Origin of the sequence: Nonomuraea recticatena (assembly GCF_039533245.1) — a bacterium.
Lineage (GTDB): Bacteria > Actinomycetota > Actinomycetes > Streptosporangiales > Streptosporangiaceae > Nonomuraea > Nonomuraea roseola.
The window spans coordinates 103,990-126,156 of the sequence record NZ_BAAATE010000021.1 but is presented as its reverse complement, the minus strand read 5'-3'; the positions used below and the strand labels follow the sequence as shown (position 1 = coordinate 126,156).

The window sequence follows — 22,167 nt, the reverse complement described above, 5'->3', positions numbered from 1 at the left end:
GATGGTCCGGTTGAACGCCCAGGAGGTTCACCGCCAGGATGGTCACCATGATCCATTCGCCCACGCTGTCCGCGACGGAACTCGGCTCGGATCGACTCCTGCTGCGCAAGGCGCAGGAGATCGACCGCGAAGGATTCATCGAGCTGGCCACCGATCCCGAGGTCAGGGCCTATCTGGGCGGTCCGAAGCCCCGCAGCGACGTCGAGTGGTACATCGATGCCGTCGGCGCCGCCGGCCTGACATCCCATCCAGGGAGTTTCGTCATCGCGGACATCACGACCAACCGGCTCGTCGGAACACTGGCCCTCGAGCGCCGGTCGGCCGACCGGCCCGGCCACGTCATCGAGGACGGCGAGGAGCTGGAACTGTCCTATGTGCTGCGGCGCAGCGCGTGGGGCGCTGGGCTCGCGTTCGAGGCCGCGACGACCGTGTTGCGCGCCGCCGCCGGCGAACTACCCGATCAGCCGGTCGTGGTCGTGACCCAGACAGCCAACCTGCGCTCCCTCAAGCTCGCCGCCCGCCTCGGCTTCCGCCATGTCAGCACCTTCGAGGAGTTCGGCGCGGAGCAGACCCTGAGCACCGCCGGCCTGCACACATTCACCACCTGACAGCGACAGGCAGCACGTGGTCGTCGTGCCGCCCGCGACTTCAGGCGCCCTGCTCAAGGTCGGCTATCGCGTTGAGCCTGACCCTGCCGTGGGCAGAGGCTGGGTGGTCGTTCGCAACCGGGCCTCGGCGGCCCAGTGGGGTGCGTTCCATTGGTCGGCGATGGTGGCGGCTTGGGTGAAGTGGGTGGCGGCCTCGTCGGTGCGGCCGAGGAGGACGGCCAGTTCGCCGAGGGTGTAGGCGACCGGGCGCAGCGCCACCGACAGGCTCGTGGCGCCCGCCGGGGGGCCGTTGCGGTGCGGGAGCAGCGTCGCGTAGATCTCCTCGGCGGCGTCGCGGTCGTTCAAGGCGACGATGGCCATCGCGCGCAACGTCGTGAGGAAGGTGAAGAAGAAGTCGCGGCGGATCGGGCTGGGTGACGCGCGGACCTCACGGGCTTCGGCGTCCAGGCCGTTGGCGTGGAGGGCGAGCGCGAGCAGGTCGGAGGTCATGGAGCCGAGCGTGGCGTGGAGGGCGCGCACGTCGTCCAGGTGCGCACCGAGCGTGCCGTCGTTCAGCCAGATCATGGCCAGGGCGAGGTGGAGAAAGCCCGTGGCGTGCACCGATCCGGCGCGCCGCATGCCCTCGTCGGCCTTGAGGTAGAGGAGTTCGGCGTCGGCGAATCGGCCTTCGATGAGCGCCAGGCTCGCCAGCGTGATCTCGGTGACGGCGATCGCCTCGCGCATTCGGTAGGTGCGCGCGATCTCCAGGGCCTCGGTGATCACCTGGTGCATGGTCACCGGGTCGTTGGCGGCGGCGGCGACGTTGGCATGGTTGAGCAGCCCGGTGACGCGGTAGACCGGCAGGTCGTGCTCGGTGCCGATCTCCACGAGCTCCCGGCAGAGCTCGGCGTCGCCGTGGACTCGGGCCAGGATCTGGAGTGCCGCGGCCCGCAGCCGGGGTCCGGTGGCGAGGTCGAGTGCCTCCTGCGCTGCCTCCAGAACGGTCGGGTCGTCCTCGCCGGCCAGTTCGTCCGCGTACGCCGTCAGGAGCCGGCACCGCACCGAAGGGGCCAGGTCGCGCTTCAACAAGCGGCTCAGGCGGTCGACGATGGGCCGGTCTACTGTGCCGTAGGTACGGGCCTGCCAGGGGGTCGGCTCTGTCCACGCGGTGAATGCGGCGATCATCAGGTCGTCGCGGCCCAGGGACTCCGCGTACTCCACGGCTTCACGGCGTGTCTCGCGGGCGGCTCCGACGGCTCCCGCCCGGATCTGCGCGCGCAGCAGCCTGCCGAGCAGTTCGACCCGTTCGTCCGGCCCGGTCGAGTTGGCGACGGCGTCGCTGAGGAGGTCGGCCGCCACGTCGTGGGCGTAGCGGGCCTCGGCAAGCTGGGCGGCCTGGACGCAGTAGCCGACGGCCTTCGGTGAGCCGGCGCGCGCGTAGTGGTGGGCCAGCGCCGCGATGTCGTCGGTGCCTTCAAGAGCGGCTGCGATCCGGGCGTGCATGCGCGCTGTGCGGAGGCGGCTGAGGTCGGCGATGAGCGTGTCCCTGACGAGGGCGTGGACGAAGCGGATGAGGCCTGGGCCGGGCTCGTCGAGGAGCCCGGCGATGACGCCCGCGTCCAGCGCGTCCATCACGCCGTCCTCGTCGGTGTCGGCCGCCTTGACGAGGACGTCCACTGAGCTTTCCCGGCCTGCGACCGCGGCCAGCCGGAGGATGGACACGCCGCCTTCGGGCAGCCGCGCGAGCCGACGGCGGAGGACGTCCCGTACGCCCTCGGGACCTCGGAGAGGGCGACCAGCGCGCCCTCTCCGTTCAGCAGCCGGGCGCTTTCGCGCACGTAGAACGGGTTGCCGCCGGTGCGCGCGGCGATCCCTGCGATGGTCTCCTCGTCGGCCTCGCACTCGGTCCGTACGAGCTCCGCGACGGCCTCGTCGTCCAGCCCCGGCAGCGCCAGGCGGAGGGGCGTGGCGCGCGCGAGGGAGGCCAGGGTTTCGGTGAGGTGCCCGCTCTCGTCCGCGCGGTACGCGGCGACGACCAGGATCGGGGCCCGCATGCCGAGGCCGCCGCCGAGCAGCTCCAGCGTGGCGGCGTCCGCCCAGTGCAGGTCGTCCAGCACGACGGCGACCGGGCGTTGCGCGGCGACCGCCGCCAGCCACTTCCACACGGCGCGGCGCAGCCGGAACCGTCCCGCGGTGGCGTCGTCGTCCGCCTGCCCGGTGTCGGTGAGCAGCGGCGCGAGGTCATCGGCGAACCCGCCAGGGGACGTGGCCGCGGCAACGGCTCTCAGCGCCTCGGTCCAGGCCCACGCGGGCGGCGCGCTGTCGACCTCGGGGCAGCGGCCGACGGCGACCAGCCACCCGTCACGTTCGAGCCGTCTGCCCAGGTGTTCCAGCAGCGTCGACTTGCCGAGCCCGGCCTCGCCGGTGACAAGGGCGATGCGGGCTCCGTCGGCGGCGGCCTCGGCGGCGGCCGTGACCAGTGCCGACAGCTGTGCCTCGCGTCCGACGAACGGCGCCTCGATGATCGGAGCCGGCCGCGACAGCGGGACGGTCGGCGGTGGCGGGGGCACGGACGCGCGCATGACGTCCGTGCGCTGGGCGAGGATCGCCTCCTCCAACGCCGTCAGGTCCGGGCCAGGGTCGAGCCCGAGCTCCTCGGCGAAGATGCCGCGGGCGCGGCGGAGCGTCGCCAGCGCGTCGGCTTGGCGGCCGCTGCTCCACAGCGCCAGGGCGTGCAGCCGCCAGCCCTCCTCGCGCAGGGGCTCGTCGCGGGTGAGCCGCTCGGCCTCGGGAACCACCGCGGCGGGGTCGCCGATTCGCAGACCCGCCGCGACGTGCAGCTCGGTGGCGACCAGGCGCAGCTCGTTGAGCCGGGCCGTCTCGGCGGCGGCCCACGGCTCGTCGGCGACCTCGGCGAACGCCGGCCCCTGCCACAACCTCAACGCCTCGGCGAGCCGAGCCTGGGCGACGCGCGGGTCGGTGACCGTACGGGCCTGGTCGAGCATGTCCTCGAACCGCCACGCGTCCACCGACTCCGGCGGCAGCCGCAGCGCATAACCGGGTGACGCGCTCACCAGCAGCCGGGCCGGCGTGCGCGGCGGGCGCCCGGGCTCCAGCAGCCGGCGCAGGTTGGACACATACGCCTGCAAGGACATCAGCGCCCGCGCGGGCGGCTCCCCGCGCCACAGATCCTCGATCATCCGGTCGACCGGCACGACCTGCCCACGCGCCGCCACCAGCAACGCCAGCACGCCCCGCTGGCGCGGCCCGCCGAGGTGCACGGACTCACCGTTCACCTCGGCCGTGAACGCTCCCAGCACCCCGATCAAGACCATGACCCGCACATCTTACGTGGACGGCTCCAAGTCGACTCCAAATCCCCTCCAAACACCCGGGAGCAGCCTGAACACGTCGCAACCGATGAAGGGCAGGAACAGATGAGCGTCAACACCCAGGACATGGAGATCGTCCACCGGGCCTTCCGCCGCGAGTCACGGCTGCTGATGGAGCTCGTCGCGGCGGTCGCCCCGGGTGACACCGCTCGCGCCAAGGTGATCGCCGACCACTTCCGCGACTACCGGCTGGGACTGAAGAACCATCACGAGGGCGAGGACGAGCTGCTGTGGCCGCCGCTGCTGTCCCGGGTCGATCTGGAGGCCGACATCGTCCTGCGCATGGAGGCACAGCACGAGCGCGTCGCGGCCACGCTGACCAGGCTGGACGCCGCGGTCCCTGCGTGGGAGGCCGCCGCAGGGGCGGACGAGCGCGACACGCTCGTGGCCGCCCTCGCCGACCACCGGGCCGTGCTTCTCGAGCACCTCGACGACGAGGAGGCCACTCTCCTTCCGCTCGCGGCCGAGCACATCACCGAAAAGGAATGGGCCTCCCTGGGCGACCACCTGGTGGCCAACACGCCCAAGTTCACCCTGCTCACCCTCTTCGGCCTCGTCCTGGAGGACGCGAACCCGGCCGAGCGCGCCACGCTCCTGTCCGCCCTTCCCGCTCCGGTACGCGGCATCTGGCACATCATCGGCCGCCCTCGCTACGCCCGCCACATCAGCCGCGTCCGCGCCGCCTGACCAGACCCCACACGACTCCCAAGCCCACCAAGCTCACAAAGACTCGCCAGGAGAAGAACAATGTCACTGAAGAAGATCAACACCGTCTTGGCCGCCGCCTTCATCCTCTTCATCCTCTGGTTCGGGACGGAGTTCATCCTGAGGCCGGAGACGGTGGCGCCGGGCTTCGGCCTGCCGAGCTGGCCGTCCGGCGACGGCGGTGGCTTCCTGATCATCAAGGGAATCCGCGACGTCGTCTTGGCCCTGGTCATGGGCATCCTGCTGGTGACGGGCCACCGCCGGGCGCTGGGTTGGGTGCTGCTGGTGGAGGCCCTCGCCGCGTACGGCGACATGACCACCGTGCTGGCCCACCACGGCTCCGTGCCCACCGCGCTCGGCGTCCACGGCTTGACCGCGACGCTGATGGTGGTCAACGGCCTGCTGATGATGCGCGAGACCCGCAAGGTCGAGGCCGCTCCGGCGACGCCCGATCAGCGCGCTCTGCTCATCGTGTAAACCACGCGGTCCGGGCGACCGGAGCTCTTCCAAGCGTCCCGCCATCCAGCAGCCGGTCGCGCTGGACCAGAACACGCGGTCGGGTCGCAGCACAATATTCCTTCGCACTTTCTGAGAACTCGAAAAAGGAGACGACGATGACGATCAACGATCTGCGCGGTGTCCTCAAGGGGCGCGTGCTCCTGGCCGGTGACGACGGCTTCGAACAGGCGGCCACCGCGTGGAATCTGACCGTCAGACAGCCCGTGGCGGCCGTGGTGGAGGCCGCGGATGTCGATGATGTGGCGGCGCTCGTGCGTTACGCGCGGCGGGCGGGTATGACGGTGACCACGCAGCCGAGCGGGCATGGCGCCTCGGGTGATGTGGAAGGCCTGATCCTGTTGCGTACCGGCCTGCTGAACGAGGTGGAGGTACGCGCACAGGAGCGCGTGGTCCGGGTGGGCGCGGGCGTGAAGTGGGGGCAGGTGCTGGCGGCGGCCGGTCCGCTGGGTCTGACTGGCCTGGCCGGCAGCGCGCCGGGGGTCAGCGTGACCGGCTACACCCTGGGCGGTGGTGTCGGCTGGTTCAGCCGCAAGTACGGCTTGGCCTCCGACAGCGTGCGGGCTATCGAGATCGTGGACGCCGATGGCGAGCCCGGCCGGGTGACCGCCGAGTCCGATCCCGAGCTGTTCTGGGCGCTGCGCGGCGGTGGCGGGGACTTCGCGGTGGTGACCGCCCTCGAACTCGAGCTGTATCCCGCGCCAGTCCTGTACGGCGGGCGCGTGATCTGGCCGGAGCACCGGACCAGGGAGGTGTACGACGCGTTCCTGGAGATCACCGCCGAGGCGCCGCGTGAGCTCAGTGTCTGGATCAACCGGCTCCAGCCCCCCGGCGCGCCGCCGATGGTGACGCTGGATCTGGCCTATCTGGGTGAGGCGGCTCAGGGGCAGGACCTGCTGGCGCGCATCGACAAGATCGATGACGCGATCTCCGACAGCCGCGGCGTCGTCCCGGTCGCCGACTTGGGTGACATCGCCGCCGAGCCCACCGATCCGGCCCCATCCATCGCTCGTGCGGAGCTGCTCACCGGCCTGGACGCGGACGCGGTGGAGCTCCTGCTGGCCAAGCCGGTCGAACCGCTCATCAACGTGCAGATCAGGCACCTGGGTGGGGCGCTCGCCGAGCCGGGCGACGGGGCCGGTGCGAGCGGCGCGGTGGCTGAGCCGTACCTGCTCGGCATGGTGGGTCTCGGCCTGCCGCACGCGGCCGACGCGACGCGCGCCAAGCAGGCCGAGGTCGTGGCCGACCTGGAGGCCTACATCAGCGGCCGCAAGCCGTACACCGTGCTGTCCCCCGGTGACACGGCGGCGAAGTCCTTCTCCGGCAGCGCGCTCGCGCGGCTGCGGGAGATCAAGCGGGCCCGTGACCCGCACAACGTGTTCCGCGCGAACTACCCGGTGCTCGGATAGATCGGTCCCGGGCAGGTCACGCTGGCCCCGCCCCCAGCCACCCGCATCAGAACGGCCAGTCACGACAAGAGGTGCCCACCGGGCTCCTTATCGTGACTGGCCGTTCGGTTGCGGCTCAAGCCCCTACTACTGGACCCCGCGCTGGACGAGCCCGGCCGTCACGGACTCTCGATCGGGTGAGGGTGCCGACGACAGGCGGCTCGTGTCCGTGGCCGCGTTCAGGTCGCCGGGTGGTCTGTCGCGGCGTGTGCCTGCCGCGACCCGAGTGGCTGGACCCTCTGCCGCGGCTGGGTGAACCGCAGCATGGTGCCGGAGGGATCGAGGCAGGCGCAGTCGCGGACGCCGTCAGGCCGGGTGATCGGTTCCTGCATCACTTCGGCGTCCGCGGCCTCGAGGTACTCGAAGGTGGCGTCGCAGTTGTCGGTCTGGAAGATCAGACGGCTCAGCAGGCCCTTGGCGACCAGGTCCTCGATGGCCTGCCGATCGACCGGCGAGACCCCCGGGTCCGCGCCGGGCGGCCGGAGGAAGATCTGCATGCCCGGCTGCGAGGGCGGGCCGACGCTCGCCCACCGCATCCCCTCGAACTCGACGTCCTCGCGGACGGCGAAGCCGAGCACGTCCCGGTAGAAGCCGAGCGCCTCGTCAACGTCGTGGACGGTGAGGGTGCAGGAGGCCAGCTTGAGATCCATGCCTGCCCTGCGATGAGCCGGTTGGGAAGGCCGGCTCATCGCCGCTCCGTGTTGCCGGTGCCGAGAAGGACGATGTCGTGGTCGTGGAGCCGGTCGGGGTCGGTGTCGATGGCGATGTGGGTGATCTTCTCGTCGTGGATGGTGAAGGTGATGACGGCCTTCGGCTGGCCTCGGTGCAACCAGACGGCCGCAGGGACGCCGTCGACCAGCGCGAGCCGGGCGGCCTGAGCCCGTCCGGCGAAGAAGGCCGCCACCGCTTCGGCGCCGCGGATCTCTATGGCCACGGCTTCCGGATCGAGCAGCTCGACCAGGGCTGTGAAGTCCCCCCCTCGGGCCGCGGCGAGGAATGCCTCGACGATGTCCCGCTTGGCCGATTGCGCGGCATCGGAGGCTTCGGCCGTTCCTTGCACCCGGCGCCGGGCTCGGCTGGCCAGTTGCCGGGCCGCCGCCGGGGAGCGGTCGATGATGGGGCCGATTTCGGCGAATGACACGGCGAAGACGTCGTGCAGGACGAACGCGAGCCGTTCGGCGGGAGACAGCGTGTCCAGCACCACCATCAGCGCGACACCGACCGAATCGGCGAGCATCGCCTCATCCTCGGGTCCGGCCTGACCGTTCGGGTGGATGGTGGGCTGCGGTGTGTCCGGCTCGGGCGGCAGCGCCCCGGCCGCGTCCTCTCGCCGGGCCCGGCGAGCGTCGAGCATGTTCAGGCAGACCCGGGCGACGATCGTGGTCAGCCACCCTCCCGGGTTCTCCACCTGGCTGGTGTCGGCGCGGCTGACCCGCAGCCACACCTCCTGCACCGCGTCCTCGGCCTCGCCGGGTGAGCCGAGCATCCGATAGGCCACCGCGTGCAAGCGATCGTGGTGCTCGGCGAACCGCTCGCTCAGCCAGTCCTGCTCGATCATCTGTCACATTCCTCCGTCTAGCCGGTCATTACCGATTGACCGGTGAGTACACGCCGATGTGACATCCGGCGCCCGACCTGCTGGTTCAGGCAGCACCTACACCTTTAGTACACAAGGAGACATGACATGACAGCGCACGTGATCCCGACCCTGATCGGCGTCCGGGACATGGAGGCCGCCAAGCGTTTCTACACCGACGGGCTCGGCTGGAAGATCAAGAACGACTACGGCATCTCGGTGTTCTTCGAGTCCGACGGCGCCTCGCCCATCGGCCTTTACGGCCGCGAAGGTCTGGCCAAGCTGATGGGCACGAGCCCGGAGGGCAGCGGCTTCAGCGGGCTGGTCCTCACCTACGAGGTCAGTAGTGAGACGCGCGTCGACGAGGTGATGGTGGAGGCCGAGCAGGCCGGCGCCACGATCCTCAAGCCCGCCGACGCCCTGCCGTGGGGTGGGTACGGCGGCACCTTCGCCGACCTGGAGGGCTACATCTGGCGCGTCGGCCACAGCGCCCAGGGCAACGATCAGCCCCCCGCGAAGTAGCCGCAGAGGAAAAGCAAGAAGTAGGAAGTAGATCATGAAGTTTCGCACCCTCGTCGAGCCGCCCGAGCCCATGCGGGGGCTGGAAGTTCCGCCCGAGGTGGTGGAGGCGCTCGGCGGGGGCGCGCGACCGCCAGTGACGATCACAGTCAACGGGCATTCCTGGAAGAGCCGCATCGCCATCCTGCGCGGCCGTCACCTGCTCGGTCTCAGTAACGCCAACCGGCAGGCCGCGGGTGTCGCGACAGGCGAGGAGATCGAGGTCGAGCTGGAGCTCAACACCGAGCCACGCGTCGTCGTCGAGCCCACGGACTTCGCCCGAGCCCTCGACGACGACCCGGCCGCCCGCACCGCCTTCGACCGTCTCACCGACAGCCGCAAGCGTGAGCACGTGCGCGCCATAGAGAGCGCGAAGAAGCCCGAGACGCGCCGGCGGCGTATCGAGAAAGCCATCGCCGCCCTGCGGGGCTGAACCCAGAACAAGACTCCGCGCCGACCCACCTCGTCATCATGGGCGTCCTCGCGCTGGCCAACTGGCCCGCCGACTGGCGACACTCCTGCGGGCTTCTACCGCGCCGACAGCCCGAACACCACGCCCATCCAACACCTTTGAAGGGAAACCCTGACCTGCACCGACCCGCGGCGGGCCTCATCGCCCCGCCGCTGGTGCCTGGCGCCGACGGTCATGCCCAGTTCGGCAGCTGTCCGACAGCGCTCCCCGCGGGCTCGTGAACGCCACTGGCCGTTCGGTTGCTGCTGAAGCCCGGCCTCCGCCCCTCGGCGTCAACGGATGTGACATCAACCCTGGCTCACCGGTCGTGTTGCAGCGGGAGGCCGCCTTCTAGGACCGGGTCATGCGGTGCCGTGGGGGTTGTCGATGACGTACCGCCATTGGCCGTCGGGGCCGCGGCGGGCGACGTCGGTGGCGGTGCCGCTCAGGTCGACGGTGCTGCCGTCGCGGGCGGTGCCGCGCATCGACCAGTCCACGATGAGCAGGGCGATGTCGCCGGCGACGTACACGTGGCGGGGGCGGGCCTCGATGGGGAGCCCGAAGCTCTGCAGGTGTTGGTTGGCGGCCAGGCGCGCGGCGCCGGTGACGGGGTGTCCGGGGACCGGTACGAGCACGGCGTCGTCCTCGTAGACGTGGTCGACGGCCTGGGGGTTGCCAGAGTTCATGGCCGCGACGAATCGGGCGGCGGGGCTGTCGGGGTCGCCGGCGAGGATCACGTGCGGCTGCGAAGCGTCATGACTATGGCCAGCGGCTCTCGCCTGCCCCCCGAAGGACAGGCGAGAGCGCGCCTACGAGCCGATGGAGACGCCGAGCGCCGCTTCGATGATTCTGAACATGAGGTCCCAGGACTTCCACTCGGTGTTGGTGTGGACGGCGACCGTCTGCCGGCCGTCGGGCGTGCCCACCGCGAGGAACCAGGATCCCCAGAGGCTGCCGCCCACACCGCGCACCGTCCTGCCGCCCGTCGCCTCCTTGTCGAACTCGAACAGGCCGAGGCCGTATCGGGCGTGCGGCATCCAGTGGCCGCCCTCGGTGGAGACCGTGGTCCACATCTCGCGGTGCTGGGCCGGAGGGAGCAGGCTGCCGCTCGCCATCGCGTTCACGAACCGGATCATGTCGCCGGTGGTGGAGACGACGTTGCCGGCCGACCAGCCACCTGAGGTGCCGGCCTCGGTGACGTCGAGGGGTGCGAGCCCGGGGTCCTCCATCATCGATTCCCAGTTCGCGGGGGTGATCGCCGCCGGGTCGACGCCGTCCTTGAAGAACAGCGTGGAGTACGCCCGCGGGTGCGGCTCGGGGTATCCCTTGTCCTGGGCGGGGCGCACGTAGGTGTGGGTCATGCCGAGCGGCCGGATGACCCTGCGCTCGACCTCCTCGGCGTAGCTGTTGCCCGTGACCTTCTCGATGATCGCCCCGACGAGGTGGAAGCCGCCGTTGGAGTACGCGAAGCGTTCGCCGGGCTCGCCGACGGGCGGCTGGGAGACCGCCACCCTCAACAGGTCGTCGGTGGTGAACTCGTCGAAGCGATGCTTGATGAACCCGGGGCGGGTGAGGTACCGGTGGGAGTTCTCCGGCGCCAAGCCGGTGATGAACAGACCGCTGGTGTTGTTGAGCAGGTGCCTGATGGTGATCGTGTCGCCGTCATAGCCGTTGACGTCCAGCACGCCGGGCAGCCACTTGTTCACGGTGTCGTCGAGGCTCAGCAGGCCCTCGGCCTCCAGGGCCAGGACAGTGGCGGCGGTGAAGGCCTTGCCGCTGCTGCCGGTGTGCACGTGCTCCCCCGGCTGTCGTCGGACACCGGTCTCGATGTCGGCCACACCGGCGGTGCCGAACCAGGTCCGGTCCCCGTCCCTGACGTCGGCGACGATGCCGGGGACACCGGCCTCGGCCACCGCCCAGTCGAGCACCTGCTGCAGTTTCTCGTACGCTGCCATTGCACTGCCTTTCGGACGTTTCTTCCGTACGTCCTCCACGATGTCGAGCGGCTCTGACAGGCGGCTTATGACGCTCTTCCACCCGCCACCGGCTCGCTGTAAGCGGGATGTCAGGGCGGCGGACGTGCCCGACGGCGGGCACGACCGGGTGCCTGCTCACCGGTGCTTGATCGGTTTCCTCGCCGGTTAGCCTGGTGCGCATGCGGATTGAGGTGCTCGGGCCTGTCCGGGCCTATGCCGGCGACGGAGCACCGATCGAGGTCGGCGGGGTCAGGGTCCGCGCGCTTCTGGCCAGGTTGGCATTGGCCAGGGGCGAGGTGGTCTCGGTCGATTCGCTTCTCGACGGCCTGTGGGGCGACGGCTCGTCAGGGGGCAACGTCAACGCCTTGCATGCGCTGGTGCATCGGCTGCGCAGGGCGCTGGGCGGAACGGGGGTCGTGGAGACGGTGGCCGGCGGCTACCGCCTGAACGTGGGCGCCGAGGAGGTCGACGCCGTCCGGTTCGAGGCCCTGGCGAAGCGGGGCGGCCGCGAACTGGCCGCGGGCGCTGCGGAGCAGGCGGCCGCGCTCCTGCGCGACGCCCTGGGGCTGTGGCGGGGAGACGCGCTGGCCGATGTGCGCAACCTCCCTTTCGCCGGTACGGCTGGCACGCGCCTGGACGAACTGCGACTCGGAGCCGCCGAAGACCGCTTCGAGGCGGAGCTGCGACTCGGGCACCATGGCGAGGTGCTGGCCGACGTGGAGGCGGCGGCCGCTGACCATCCGCTGCGCGAACGGCTGACCGGGCTGCGGATGCGGGCCCTGCACGCGGCGGGCCGCCAGTCCGACGCGCTGGCCGTGTTCGACGAGGTCCGCCGCACGCTCGCCGAGGAGCTGGGCGTCGACCCCTCCGAGGAACTGCGCAGGACGCACGTCGCCGTGCTACGGGGCGAGCTGGAGATCCCCAAGGCGGCGCAGGCTCGGCCTGAGACGGCGCCTGGACGCCTGCCTGCCCAGCTGACCAGCTTCGTCGGCCGGGAGGACGAGCTGAGGTTGCTGGCCGGACTGCTGGAGGCCTCCCGGCTGGTCACCGTCGTGGGTCCCGGCGGGGTGGGGAAGACCCGGCTGGCCGTGGAGGTGGTGGGCCGGCACCGGGCCCATCGTCGCGGCCGGGTCTGGCTCGTCCCTCTGGCCGGGGTGAACACGGCGGACGGGCTGCCCGAGGCGGTTCTCGGCACGCTCGGCACCGCCGACGGCCGAGCCTCCGGTACGCCGTTGGATCGAGTGGTCAACCTGCTCGCCGGTGGTGAAGGCGTGCTGGTGCTGGACAACTGCGAACAGATCTCCGAGCCCGTCGCGGAGTTCGCCCGGCATCTGCTCGAGCGTCAGCCGTACCTCACCATCCTGGCCACGAGCCGGGGGCCGCTGGAGGTCATGGGTGAGGCGCTGTGCCGTCTGGGCCCGCTTGAACTGCCTCCGGAACACGCGGATCCCGATCGTGCCGCCGGATCGGCCGCGGTGCGGCTGTTCCTCGATCGGGCGGCAGCCGTATCGTCGCAGGCTCCTCAACTTCGTATACGGCCAGGCTTCGCACTGGACGCGCCGACGGCGGCCCTGGTCGTGGACATCGTGCGCCGGCTGGACGGGCTGCCGCTCGCCCTGGAGCTGGCCGCGGCGCGGCTGCGTACCATGAGCGTCGATCAGCTGGCCAGGCGGCTCGACGACCGCTTCCGGCTGCTCAGCACCGGCAACAGGGCAGCCGAGCCCAGGCAGCAGACCCTCCACGCGGTCATCGAGTGGAGCTGGGACCTCCTCACCGATCAGGAACGGATGCTGGCCCGCCGGATGTCGATCTTTCCGGCGAGGACGGGGATCGCCGCGATCGAGGCCGTCTGTGCGGATGAGCTGCTTCCCACGGGCGAGGTCATCTATCTGCTGGACTCCCTGGTCGACAAGTCCATCGTGGAGCGGGCCGGCGACGGGCACCGGATGCTGGAAACCATCCGAACCCATGCGGACGGCAAGCTCAGGCTCGCAGGGGAACGCGAAGCCGTCCTGGAAAGGCTCACGCGGCACTTCGCCGACCTGGCCGACGAACACGAGCCACTGCTGCGCTCGGACAAGCAGGTGGAGTCGCTGCGCCTGTTCGAGGCCGAGTACGACAACGTGCTGTTCGCCCTGCAGACGGCCATCGACGGCGGAGACGCCGAGGCGGCGGCCCGCATTCTCGGCCCGCTGTACTGGTACTGGGTCATGCTGCGCTACGACGGCCGGGCCGACGCCTACGTGGCCAGGGTCCTCGAGCTCGGCGACGCGCTGCCCGCGGAGGCCAGGGCCGCCTTCACCGCGATCCATCTGGTGGCAGGAGCGGGAGGGCCGGTCACCGATCCCGTGCGGCTGCAGGCGCTCGTCGACGACTGCGCGCGCACCGGCGCGCTGCGGCGCTACCCGATGCTGCTGACGATAGTGGTGGTGGCGGGAGCGATGAGCGGGCTGGACGAGCTGGTCGACCGAGAGATCGCCCAGGTGCGGAGCGGATCGGACCGCTGGGCGATCGCCTGCACCTTCGTGATCGAGGCCGCGTGGTGGCGCCTGCGAGGCGGCCACGAGCGCTGCGCGACCGCGATGGCAGCGGCGCTGCACGCGTTCGAGGAGGTGGGCGACCGATGGTGGATCGCCAAGACGCTGATCGGCATGGCGCAGATCCACGCCCTCGACGGTGAGCACGACAAGGCCGTCGCCGCCTACGAGCGCAGCATCGCGATCGCCACCCACCTTCGCTCGCAGGACGAGGTCCTGACCCGGCTCGCGCTCGCCGTCGAACGCATGCGCGGCGGCGACCTGAAGGGCGCAGGGCACGCCATCGAAACCGCCGAACGAGCGGCATGGGACCGCGGTCAGCTCATGCTGGAGATCGAGGTCGCAGGCGCGCTGGCCGAGCTGTATCGCCGCGGCGGCGAGGTCGAGCGGGCCGATCAGGAGCTCGACCGGATGAGCAGGCTCGCCCGCGAGCCCACCCTCCCGGTCGAGGCGATGCAGAACAACCTGGTCCCCGCCCGGATGGCGAACCTCCTCACCGCAGGGGAGGCCGCACGCGCCCGCGTGCTGCTGCCCCGCGCCTTCCAGGCGGCCCAGGCGAACAACGACATCCCATCGGCCGCCCAGTTCCTGGCCCGGCTGCTGTTCCTGGAGGGCGATCCGGCCGGTACGGCCACCGCGCTCGGCCTGAGCCATGCCATCCGCGGCGCCTTCGACCACGGTGACGTCGAACTACGCGCGCTCGTGGAGGCTGTCATGGAACGCCTCGGCCGTACCGCCTACGACAGGGCCTACCGCCGAGGCGCCGACATGACCCGGCAGGAGGCCATCGACCGGCTGACGCAGCTGAGCTCGTGAACAGTGCCCGGCGGTTGGAAGCGGCTCGAGGCGCGGCGCCGTCAGGTGAGGTCAAGGGAGGCCAGCCCCAACCGCCCCGGCGACATCCCCTCCTGGACGCTACCTCCGGCGAGCTTCGAGCGCATCCAGAATCAGGTCCAGGCCGTAGCCGAACTCGCTCGTGTAGTCGTAGCCCGGCCGCAGGGCGTGGTCGACGATCATCTCTGTGAGGTACGGCAGCTCGTCCACCGGCAGCCGCTCGAGGATGCCGCCGGCCACTTCACCGACATCGTCCGGCGTCTTCATCGGCAGGTTCGCCTCCTGGAGGACGAACCCGCCGATGTAGCTGTCGATGAGCGAGACAGCGTGCGCGGCCATCGGCAGCGTGAACCCCGCCTTCCTGAGGACGCCGAGGACGGCGTCGTGGTGGCGTAGCGTCGCAGGACCAGGGTTGCGACGGGAGTCCATGAGGCCGAGCGCCCAGCTGTGCTGCGACAGGACCGCACGCGCGGAGGAGGCGCGCGCACGGATCGCGTCGCGCCAGTCGTCGCACTCGGCGCTGGGCAGCTCGATCGCCGCGAACACCGCGTCGACCACGCCGTCGAGGATCGCGTCCTTGTTCGGTACGTGGTGGTAGAGCGACATCGCCTCCACACCCAGTTCCTGCGCCACCCGGCGCATCGTGATCGCCTCCACGCCGCCGCGATCCGCGACCCGGATCGCGGCTTCCAGCACGAGGCCTCTGCTGAGCGGTTGGGGGGGTGGCGACACGACAGCTCCAGGGTATGGACGGGTTGACAACCTTACGGCTGTAAGCGAGCGTTACAGACGTAAGCCATCTTACGGTCGTAAGTCCTCTGGGTGATGTCTGACCGACAACGCGCCTTGCCCGGGCGAGAGAGGGAGATCCCGATGCCGATGCCGCTGTGGTGGGGGCATGTGAACAAGCGGGTGTTCAACCCCCTGACGATCGCCCGCGGGAAGTCGCCGGTACTGACTCACGTCGGCCGCGTCTCTGGCGCGACGTACCGCACGCCTCTCGACGCGCATCCTGTCGACGGCGGCTACCTGTTCATTCTCGTGTACGGATCGCGCTCGGACTGGGTGCAGAACGTCCTGGCGGCCGGCGGTGCGCGGCTCCAGGTCGACGGGAGGGAGGTGGAACTCTCAGCCCCCCGCCTCGTCGGGGAGGACGAGGCGTTCCGGGCCCTCGCCGACGAGGTGGCACGCCCGCCGAGGATGCTTCGCATCACCGAGTTCCTTCGTCTGGACGTGGCCACAGGCTGACGCTCTCCGTCAGCGTGGCGGGACCGCGTCGACCAGTCGCCTGACCGCCTCAAGGTCGCCGGTCACCGTGAGGTCGCCGTCATCGATCGCCGAGCCCAGTGTTCGTTCGTGGCTCAGTACGGACTGCAACATGAGGTGGTCACCCTCGATGTACGCGTCCGCAGGGCCGGGGTCCTGGCCGCGCGCGACGGTGCCCAGTTCGCCGTCGACAACCTCGACGCGGTAGACGTCGCGCCCCAGGGCGATCCGGTAGGTCGCAGTCCACGACGCCTCCGGCTGCGGCACGAAGAAGGCGCGCAGGCCGAGCAGTACGGTATCGGCACTGATCCCGCCGGTCAGCGGCACGACCGGTGAGCGCATGCCCCAGGTCCGAAGCGCCGCGAACACCGGCTCCAACTCCGCGCCCCATTCGGTCAGCTCGTAGGTCCTGCTGGCCGCAGGCGGTGGCAGCGTACGCCTGCGCAGAACGCCGACCGCCTCGAGATCACGTAGCCGCTGCGCGAGCACACTGGGGCCCAGTCCGGGCAGGGCGGCCTGCAGGTCGGCGTAGCGGCGTGGCCCAAGGCGCAGTTCCCGCACCACCAGCAGGGCCCAGCGCTCGCCGACCATGTCGAGCGCGTGGGCGATGGGACACGCCTGCCCGTACGTGCGCTTTCCGACCTTCTCGCCGATGTTCTCGGAGGTTTCCTCAGGAATCTTCGCGCTCTCCATCGCCACCACGTCCGTAGTCGGCCCTGCTAACTTTGAAAATAGTAGCATCTACTTTGATTTTAGAAGTATGGTCATGACGAGGCACGCTCGACCCGACCCCGGAGGCACACCATGCACGACAGCCGACCGACCACGACTCCGTCCCAGGCCACCGGGGAGGCGACGGTGCACGCCAACGACGTCGACCTGGCCGTACAGGCCTTCGGCGACCCGAGCACCCCCGCGATCCTGCTCATCTCCGGCGCGGAGGCGTCGATGGACTGGTGGGACGACGACTTCACCGCGCGACTCGCCGCGTCCGGCCGGTATGTGATCCGCTACGACACCCGCGACACCGGCCGCTCCACGACGTTCCCCGTCGGCGCGCCGACCTACACACAGGATGACCTGCTCGCCGACGCGGTCGGCGTGCTCGACGCGTACGGCCTCGCCGCGGCGCACATCGTGGGCATCTCGATGGGAGGGGGTCTCGCACAGCGGCTCGGCGTCGAGCACCCGGAACGGGTCCTGTCGCTCACCTTGATGTCCACCAGCCCCGGCGGGCCCGGCGGGCCGGACAACCCCGACCTGCCGCCGATGAGCGAGGCGCTGGCCAAGATGTTCGCCGAGCCGGCCTCCGCCCCCGACTGGTCCGACCGTGACGCGGTCATCGCGTACTTCCTCGCCGCCGAGCACGCCTTCTCCGGCACGATCCCGGTCGACGAGGACCGGGTACGCCGCACCGCCGGGCGTGCGTTCGACCGCAGCCCGGTTCCGGCCGCCGCGTCGAACCACTGGATGATCGAGGGTGGCGAGCCGATCCGCGCCCGTCTCGACGAGATCACCGCACCGACCCTGGTCCTGCACGGCACCGAGGACCCGCTCTTCCCCTACGGCCACGCCGAGGCCCTGGCCCGCGAGATCCCCGGCGCCACGCTGATCCCGCTGACCGGCATGGGCCACCAGATGCCGCCGCTCCAGGTGTGGGACACGGTCATCCAGGCGATCGTCGAGCACACCGAGCCCACCCTGCGGTGACCGACCCCCGGTCGCGATGCCTGACCCCCGCTGCACGTGTCCCTCGCGTATATACCTCCGGCATATAGTGATCTGCCATGACAGTCCCCTTGGCCCTCCTGGGGCTGCTGGACCGCGAGCCCAGCTACGGATACGACCTGAAACGCGGCTACGACACCTACTTCGGCAGGGGCAAGCCGCTCCCCTTCGGACAGGTCTATTCGACGCTCGGCCGCCTGGCCAGGGACGGCAAGGTCACGGCCGGTCAGAGCGAGCCGGGCGACGGCCCCGACCGCAAGCGCTACGCCATCACCCCGCTCGGCAAGCAGGAGGTGGAGGCGTGGCTGGCCGAGCCCGTAGCGGCGGAGCCGTTCCTGCAGACGGTGCTGTTCACGAAGGTCGTGCTGGCACTGATGCTGGGCCACGACGCGCAGAGCTATCTCGACACCCAGCGCGCCACGCACATGAGGCGCATGCGCGAGCTGTCAGAGATCAAACGCAGCGGCGCCCTCGTGGACGCCCTGCTGGCCGACCACGCCCTGTTCCATCTGGAGGCCGACCTGCGCTGGATCGATGTGACCACGGCCCGGCTGGGCGCGCTGGCGGAAATGGTGCGCCCCGCATGACCGTCGACGGCCTTCCCGTGCCGGGCCCGCTGCTGGAGGCCCGTTCCGTCGACCGCTCCTACGGCAGGACGCAGGCGCTGCGCGAGGCGAGCCTGGCGGTGACGGCGGGAGAGATTCTAGCGATCATGGGCCCGAGCGGCTCCGGCAAGTCCACGCTGCTGCACTGCCTGGCGGGCATCTTCACCCCCGACGCGGGCGAGATCTGGTTCGACGGGCGGCGGCTGGACCTCCTGAGCGACGCCAGGCGGTCCGAGCTGCGCCGCACCACGTTCGGCTTCGTCTTCCAGTTCGGCCAGCTGGTGCCGGAGCTCACGGTGGCCGACAACGTCGCCCTGCCGCTGCTGCTCGGCAGGGCCAGGCGCAAGCAGGCCTACCAGCGAGCCGGCGGCTGGCTGAAGCGGCTGGAGCTGGACGAGTTGAGCGAGCGGCGCACCGGCGAGCTGTCCGGAGGGCAGGCGCAGCGGGTGGCGATCGCCAGGGCGCTGGTGACCCGCCCCAAGGTGATCTTCGCGGACGAGCCCACCGGCGCGCTCGACTCGCTCACCGGCGAGAAGGTCATGGAGCTGCTCGTCAGCCTGGCCCGTCAGGAGGGCACGACCGTGATCGTGGTGACTCACGACGCCCGTGTCGCTGCCTGCGCCGACCGGGAGGTCATGGTGCGCGACGGCAAGGTCACCGACCCCTACGCCGGCGCGGCCGTCCGATGACGCTCTGGCTGGGCCTGCGGCTGTCGCTGCGCGGCGGCCGGGAGGCGGCCGTCCGGCTGGCGCTCGTCGCCACCGCCGTCGCGATGGGGGTGACGGTGCTGCTGTCCACGGTGGCGCTGTTCAACGCCTTCCAGGTCACTGCGGACCGCCCATGCTGGGAGTGCACGACCGGCTCAGCACCGGGCGGCCGGGCGCTGGGCGCCACCCCGGGCGCCGTGCTGTGGAACCACCGACAGGACTCCTACGCGGGCCGCCCGATCAAGCGGCTCGACGTCGCCGTCCTTGACGCGAGCCCCACGCCGACCGTGCCCGGCGTCCCCGCACTGCCCGGCGCCGGGCGGTACTACGTCTCCCCCGCCCTCGCCGAGCTGATGGACGCCGTGCCGCGCGAGCAGCTCGCCGACCGCTTCCCCGGCGCCCGCGCAGGCCTGATCGGACGGGCGGCGCTGTCCGGCCCTGATGACCTGGTCGTCGTCGTGGGCCAGACCTCCGACGGGCTGACCGCCATGGCCGGCACCGTGGCCGTCGACGCCGTCGCCGCCACCCCTGTCGCGGACGACACCACGGCCCTCTACGAGCACGGCTTCGGCATCGCCGCCATCGGCCTGATCTTCCCGCTGCTCGTTCTCGTCGGCACGGCCACGCGCCTGGCCGCCGCCCGCCGGGAGGCGCGCTTCGCTGCGATCAGGCTGGCGGGCGCCACCGCGCGCCAGATCAGCGCGATCGCCTCGGTGGACGCGGCGCTCGGCGCGCTGCTGGGCACGCTCGCCGGCATCGCGGTCTTCCAGGCGCTGCGGCCCGCCCTGGCAGGCGTCGCCATCACCGGCTCTCGCTTCTTCCCCGACACGGTCGCGCCCACCGCGCTGCAGTACGCCGCCGTGGTCGCGGGTGTGCCGCTCGCCGCCGCCGGCGCCGCCCTGTGGTCGCTGCGCCGGGTGCGGATCACGCCGCTCGGCGCGGCACGCGAGGTGCGGGCCTCCGCTCCGGGTTGGTGGCGGGTACTCCCGCTCCTGGCAGGGCTGGGATTGTTCGCGGGTCCGGTGTTCGCCGGCGGCGGTGACCCGAACGCGGTGCTCGTCGACGTCGGCCTGGCGCTGATCATGGTCGGTCTCGTGGTGGCCGGGCCGTGGCTGACGATGCTGGCCGCGCGGCTGGCCGCCCGGGTCACGTCCGGCGCGGCGACGCTGCTGGCCGCGCAGCGGCTGGCGGCCGACCCGAAGAGCGCCTTCCGGTCGGTGAACGGGATCGTGCTGGCGGTCTTCATCGGCACGGCCGTCGCCGGCATCGTCCCCGCTGTCGTCTCGGGCCAGACGGCGGCGGGCGGCGGCACGCTGAAGGAGGTCATGCGGGTGTCGTTCGGGTACGGCGAGGCCGCCGAGGGCCTGCCTCTGACGCCTGGCACGGCGTCCGAGCTGCTCGCCGAGGTACGCGCCCATCCCGGCGTCACCGTCCTGCCGGTCTACCGCAGGGCCGAGACACCGGCCTCGCCCGGCGGGCCTCCGCCGTGCGACCCTGGCCCCGGCTGCCGGCTCGACTTCCTGCTCGGCCACGTGGTCGAATGCGGCGCCCTGACCGGCTTCCCTGCGCTCGGCCGGTGCGCCCCGGGTGCCCCAGCGGTGACAGCCGACTTCAATCGGCTGCTGACCAGCGACAACATGCTCTCCGTCGATCGCAACCTGCCGATCGTGGACGCGGCCAACCCTGCCGCACCCCGTGGCTCAGGCAACTCAGGAAAACACGACCGGACCGCCTCAGCCGGCCTGCCCTTGGCGGCCGTGCTGATCCGCGCGCCCGACCCGGCCGTCCATGAGCAGATCCGTACACTGCTCACGCCGTACGTCGCCCGCTCCGGCAGCGCCGAGATGCCCCAGACGTTCGCCGAGGTCGCCCAGGCCCGCGCGGTGCTGCTGGACCAGGTGGAACACGTCGCGCTGGCCATCGTCGCGCTGACCCTGGTGGTGGCGGGCTGCGGGCTGCTGGTGTCGGTCGCCGGCGGCGTGGTGGAGCGCAGGCAGCCGTTCACGCTGCTGCGGCTGTGCGGCACGCCGACACGGACCCTGTCCAAAGTGGTGCTGCTGGAGACTGCTGCCCCGGTGGTGCTGGCCGCCCTGGTGGCGGCGGCCGCGGGTTTCGGCGTGGCCGAGCCGGTGATCGACCAGCTGGCCATCAGGAGCGCGCCGACAGCACTGCCAGGCCCCGCCTACTTTCTGACCGTCGGCGGCGGGCTGCTGGCCGCCCTCCTGGTGATCCTGGCAGGCCTGCCGCTGCTCAGACGCGTGACCGCGCCCGACACTGCCCGCTTCGAATGAGACATGATCATGATCCTGGTCCGGCGGCTGTCCGCACCGCTCGTGGCGGCCCTGGCCGGCGCCCTCCTCGTGGCGGTGCCCGCGCCGACGCGAGCGATCTGGATCAAGGACCTCACCCGGGCCGTCTCTTGATCACGACCCGCTACACGCCCTGGCGCAGCCACCGCATAGCGGCGTCGGCGCAATCCTCGGGGCTGCTGTTGAAGGCGACGGCGGCGTCGGGCGCGTGCTGCCGGACCAGGTTGACCACCTTCTCGAAGAATTCGAGCAACGGCTCGTGCGTGCGGATGCCGCCCCCGATCACCACACAGGCGTAGTCGTTGCGGGTCAGCGCCTCGACGATCGCTCCTTCATCGACCTGACCCATGTGGTCGGCGGGCTCCGTCCTGTCGGGTGGCGACTGCGTCGAGACCTCCGACTGTCTCCAGCGGCGCCGCCACCACGACACATGGACGTTGACGATGATCTTCCTGACGTACGCCTCGCGTTCCTCGCCGATGCGCGGCCAAGCCAGCCACGCCTTCATCAAGGCGGTTTGCACCAGGTCCTCGGCCATCGCCCAGTCCCTGGTGAGCAGGTAGGCGGTCCTGAGCAACCGATGCCACGTCGCCGCGACGAACGCGTCGTAATCCGCTCGATCCGCCGTTCAGGAGCCTCCTCAGCTGTGCCGTTCACCCGGACGACGCCTCCAGCGCTCGAGAAGGTTGGCCTTCGAGGAGGCTGAGTCAGAAGGCCAAGGGTGCGTGGCCCCCCTTGCGGGCCATCGCCGGCACCGATCCGGATGCCCCGGATCTCGCCTCACTCGCGCGGGCGGGCGTCAACTGCGGGAACGCAAGGTAACCGTCACGCTACTGATCACTGACTCGTGTTGTTTGCGGATCACAACGGATGTTGGATGAGATCACTTGTCACTCCTCCCCCAAAGGGGTCAAATGACGCCAAACCTCCCCTCATTCCCTGCCGCTGACGAGAACCTTCTCGATACCTGCA

At 70.9% G+C, this 22,167-nt stretch carries 22 protein-coding genes; 13 read left to right on the top strand and 9 right to left on the bottom strand.

Features of this window, described 5'->3' with window-relative positions; all coding sequences use genetic code 11:
- Positions 1 to 38 precede the first annotated feature (38 nt).
- Positions 39 to 608, top strand: coding sequence for a GNAT family N-acetyltransferase (locus ABFX50_RS32655; RefSeq protein ID WP_346151797.1), 570 nt, complete (start codon positions 39 to 41; stop codon positions 606 to 608).
- Between the two features lie 63 nt (positions 609 to 671).
- Here ABFX50_RS32655 and ABFX50_RS32650 read toward each other — a convergent pair whose 3' ends face one another.
- Positions 672 to 2,264 (bottom strand): ATP-binding protein, encoded by a 1,593-nt coding sequence (locus ABFX50_RS32650; RefSeq protein WP_346151795.1) that lies wholly within the window; start codon positions 2,262 to 2,264, stop codon positions 672 to 674.
- Positions 2,219 to 3,922, bottom strand: a complete 1,704-nt coding sequence (locus ABFX50_RS32645) for an ATP-binding protein (protein WP_346151793.1) — start codon at positions 3,920 to 3,922, stop codon at positions 2,219 to 2,221. Before ABFX50_RS32645 ends, ABFX50_RS32650 begins: the two co-directional genes overlap by 46 nt.
- 102 nt (positions 3,923 to 4,024) lie before the next feature.
- Here ABFX50_RS32645 and ABFX50_RS32640 point away from each other — a divergent pair, with 102 nt between their 5' ends.
- From ABFX50_RS32640 to ABFX50_RS32630, 3 genes are all read left to right on the top strand, one after another.
- Positions 4,025 to 4,666 (top strand): hemerythrin domain-containing protein, encoded by a 642-nt coding sequence (locus tag ABFX50_RS32640; RefSeq protein WP_183643354.1) that lies wholly within the window; start codon positions 4,025 to 4,027, stop codon positions 4,664 to 4,666.
- A gap of 60 nt (positions 4,667 to 4,726) precedes the next feature.
- Complete coding sequence (locus ABFX50_RS32635; RefSeq protein WP_346151790.1) at positions 4,727 to 5,161, top strand: DUF4267 domain-containing protein; 435 nt, start codon at positions 4,727 to 4,729, stop codon at positions 5,159 to 5,161.
- 137 nt (positions 5,162 to 5,298) lie between these two features.
- On the top strand, positions 5,299 to 6,609 hold the full coding sequence (locus ABFX50_RS32630) for an FAD-binding oxidoreductase (RefSeq protein ID WP_346151788.1): 1,311 nt from the start codon (positions 5,299 to 5,301) through the stop codon (positions 6,607 to 6,609).
- A 218-nt stretch (positions 6,610 to 6,827) separates the two neighbouring features.
- Here ABFX50_RS32630 and ABFX50_RS32625 read toward each other — a convergent pair whose 3' ends face one another.
- Complete coding sequence (locus ABFX50_RS32625; protein WP_346151786.1) at positions 6,828 to 7,298, bottom strand: VOC family protein; 471 nt, start codon at positions 7,296 to 7,298, stop codon at positions 6,828 to 6,830.
- A 35-nt stretch (positions 7,299 to 7,333) separates the two neighbouring features.
- Positions 7,334 to 8,206, bottom strand: coding sequence for a sigma-70 family RNA polymerase sigma factor (locus tag ABFX50_RS32620; protein ID WP_346151784.1), 873 nt, complete (start codon positions 8,204 to 8,206; stop codon positions 7,334 to 7,336).
- A 126-nt stretch (positions 8,207 to 8,332) separates the two neighbouring features.
- Here ABFX50_RS32620 and ABFX50_RS32615 point away from each other — a divergent pair, with 126 nt between their 5' ends.
- On the top strand, positions 8,333 to 8,746 hold the full coding sequence (locus tag ABFX50_RS32615; RefSeq protein WP_346151782.1) for a VOC family protein: 414 nt from the start codon (positions 8,333 to 8,335) through the stop codon (positions 8,744 to 8,746).
- Between the two features lie 34 nt (positions 8,747 to 8,780).
- A complete protein-coding gene (locus ABFX50_RS32610) occupies positions 8,781 to 9,215 on the top strand; it encodes a YdeI/OmpD-associated family protein (RefSeq protein ID WP_346151780.1) in 435 nt (144 codons plus the stop codon).
- A 380-nt stretch (positions 9,216 to 9,595) separates the two neighbouring features.
- On the opposite strand, the gene ABFX50_RS32605 is transcribed toward ABFX50_RS32610, so the two are convergent.
- Positions 9,596 to 9,970 (bottom strand): YybH family protein, encoded by a 375-nt coding sequence (locus ABFX50_RS32605; protein WP_346151778.1) that lies wholly within the window; start codon positions 9,968 to 9,970, stop codon positions 9,596 to 9,598.
- Between the two features lie 72 nt (positions 9,971 to 10,042).
- On the bottom strand, positions 10,043 to 11,188 hold the full coding sequence (locus ABFX50_RS32600; protein ID WP_346151776.1) for a serine hydrolase domain-containing protein: 1,146 nt from the start codon (positions 11,186 to 11,188) through the stop codon (positions 10,043 to 10,045).
- 200 nt (positions 11,189 to 11,388) lie between these two features.
- Between ABFX50_RS32600 and ABFX50_RS32595 the strand changes: the two genes are divergently transcribed.
- Positions 11,389 to 14,562: an ATP-binding protein gene (locus ABFX50_RS32595; protein ID WP_346151775.1), complete on the top strand. Its 3,174-nt coding sequence runs from the start codon at positions 11,389 to 11,391 to the stop codon at positions 14,560 to 14,562.
- Positions 14,563 to 14,661: 99 nt separating this feature from the next.
- Here ABFX50_RS32595 and ABFX50_RS32590 read toward each other — a convergent pair whose 3' ends face one another.
- Positions 14,662 to 15,312 (bottom strand): TetR/AcrR family transcriptional regulator, encoded by a 651-nt coding sequence (locus ABFX50_RS32590; protein WP_346151773.1) that lies wholly within the window; start codon positions 15,310 to 15,312, stop codon positions 14,662 to 14,664.
- Positions 15,313 to 15,453: 141 nt separating this feature from the next.
- Here ABFX50_RS32590 and ABFX50_RS32585 point away from each other — a divergent pair, with 141 nt between their 5' ends.
- Positions 15,454 to 15,828, top strand: coding sequence for a nitroreductase family deazaflavin-dependent oxidoreductase (locus tag ABFX50_RS32585; RefSeq protein ID WP_346151771.1), 375 nt, complete (start codon positions 15,454 to 15,456; stop codon positions 15,826 to 15,828).
- Positions 15,829 to 15,837: 9 nt separating this feature from the next.
- Here the strand turns inward: ABFX50_RS32585 and ABFX50_RS32580 are convergent, their stop codons facing one another.
- Positions 15,838 to 16,539: a winged helix-turn-helix transcriptional regulator gene (locus ABFX50_RS32580; RefSeq protein WP_346151769.1), complete on the bottom strand. Its 702-nt coding sequence runs from the start codon at positions 16,537 to 16,539 to the stop codon at positions 15,838 to 15,840.
- A gap of 111 nt (positions 16,540 to 16,650) precedes the next feature.
- Here ABFX50_RS32580 and ABFX50_RS32575 point away from each other — a divergent pair, with 111 nt between their 5' ends.
- The 5 genes from ABFX50_RS32575 (at position 16,651) to ABFX50_RS32555 (ending at position 21,309) form a co-directional block, all read left to right on the top strand.
- Positions 16,651 to 17,556: an alpha/beta fold hydrolase gene (locus tag ABFX50_RS32575; RefSeq protein WP_346151767.1), complete on the top strand. Its 906-nt coding sequence runs from the start codon at positions 16,651 to 16,653 to the stop codon at positions 17,554 to 17,556.
- Between the two features lie 77 nt (positions 17,557 to 17,633).
- Positions 17,634 to 18,161 carry a PadR family transcriptional regulator gene (locus ABFX50_RS32570; RefSeq protein WP_183643319.1) on the top strand — a complete coding sequence of 176 codons (528 nt, stop codon included), beginning with the start codon at positions 17,634 to 17,636 and terminating at the stop codon, positions 18,159 to 18,161.
- Positions 18,158 to 18,868, top strand: coding sequence for an ABC transporter ATP-binding protein (locus tag ABFX50_RS32565; protein ID WP_346151765.1), 711 nt, complete (start codon positions 18,158 to 18,160; stop codon positions 18,866 to 18,868). Before ABFX50_RS32570 ends, ABFX50_RS32565 begins: the two co-directional genes overlap by 4 nt.
- Positions 18,865 to 21,177 (top strand): FtsX-like permease family protein, encoded by a 2,313-nt coding sequence (locus ABFX50_RS32560; RefSeq protein WP_346151763.1) that lies wholly within the window; start codon positions 18,865 to 18,867, stop codon positions 21,175 to 21,177. Before ABFX50_RS32565 ends, ABFX50_RS32560 begins: the two co-directional genes overlap by 4 nt.
- 3 nt (positions 21,178 to 21,180) lie before the next feature.
- On the top strand, positions 21,181 to 21,309 hold the full coding sequence (locus tag ABFX50_RS32555; RefSeq protein WP_346151761.1) for a hypothetical protein: 129 nt from the start codon (positions 21,181 to 21,183) through the stop codon (positions 21,307 to 21,309).
- 10 nt (positions 21,310 to 21,319) lie between these two features.
- Here the strand turns inward: ABFX50_RS32555 and ABFX50_RS32550 are convergent, their stop codons facing one another.
- Positions 21,320 to 21,772: a sigma factor gene (locus ABFX50_RS32550; RefSeq protein ID WP_346151759.1), complete on the bottom strand. Its 453-nt coding sequence runs from the start codon at positions 21,770 to 21,772 to the stop codon at positions 21,320 to 21,322.
- Positions 21,773 to 22,167: the final 395 nt, after the last annotated feature.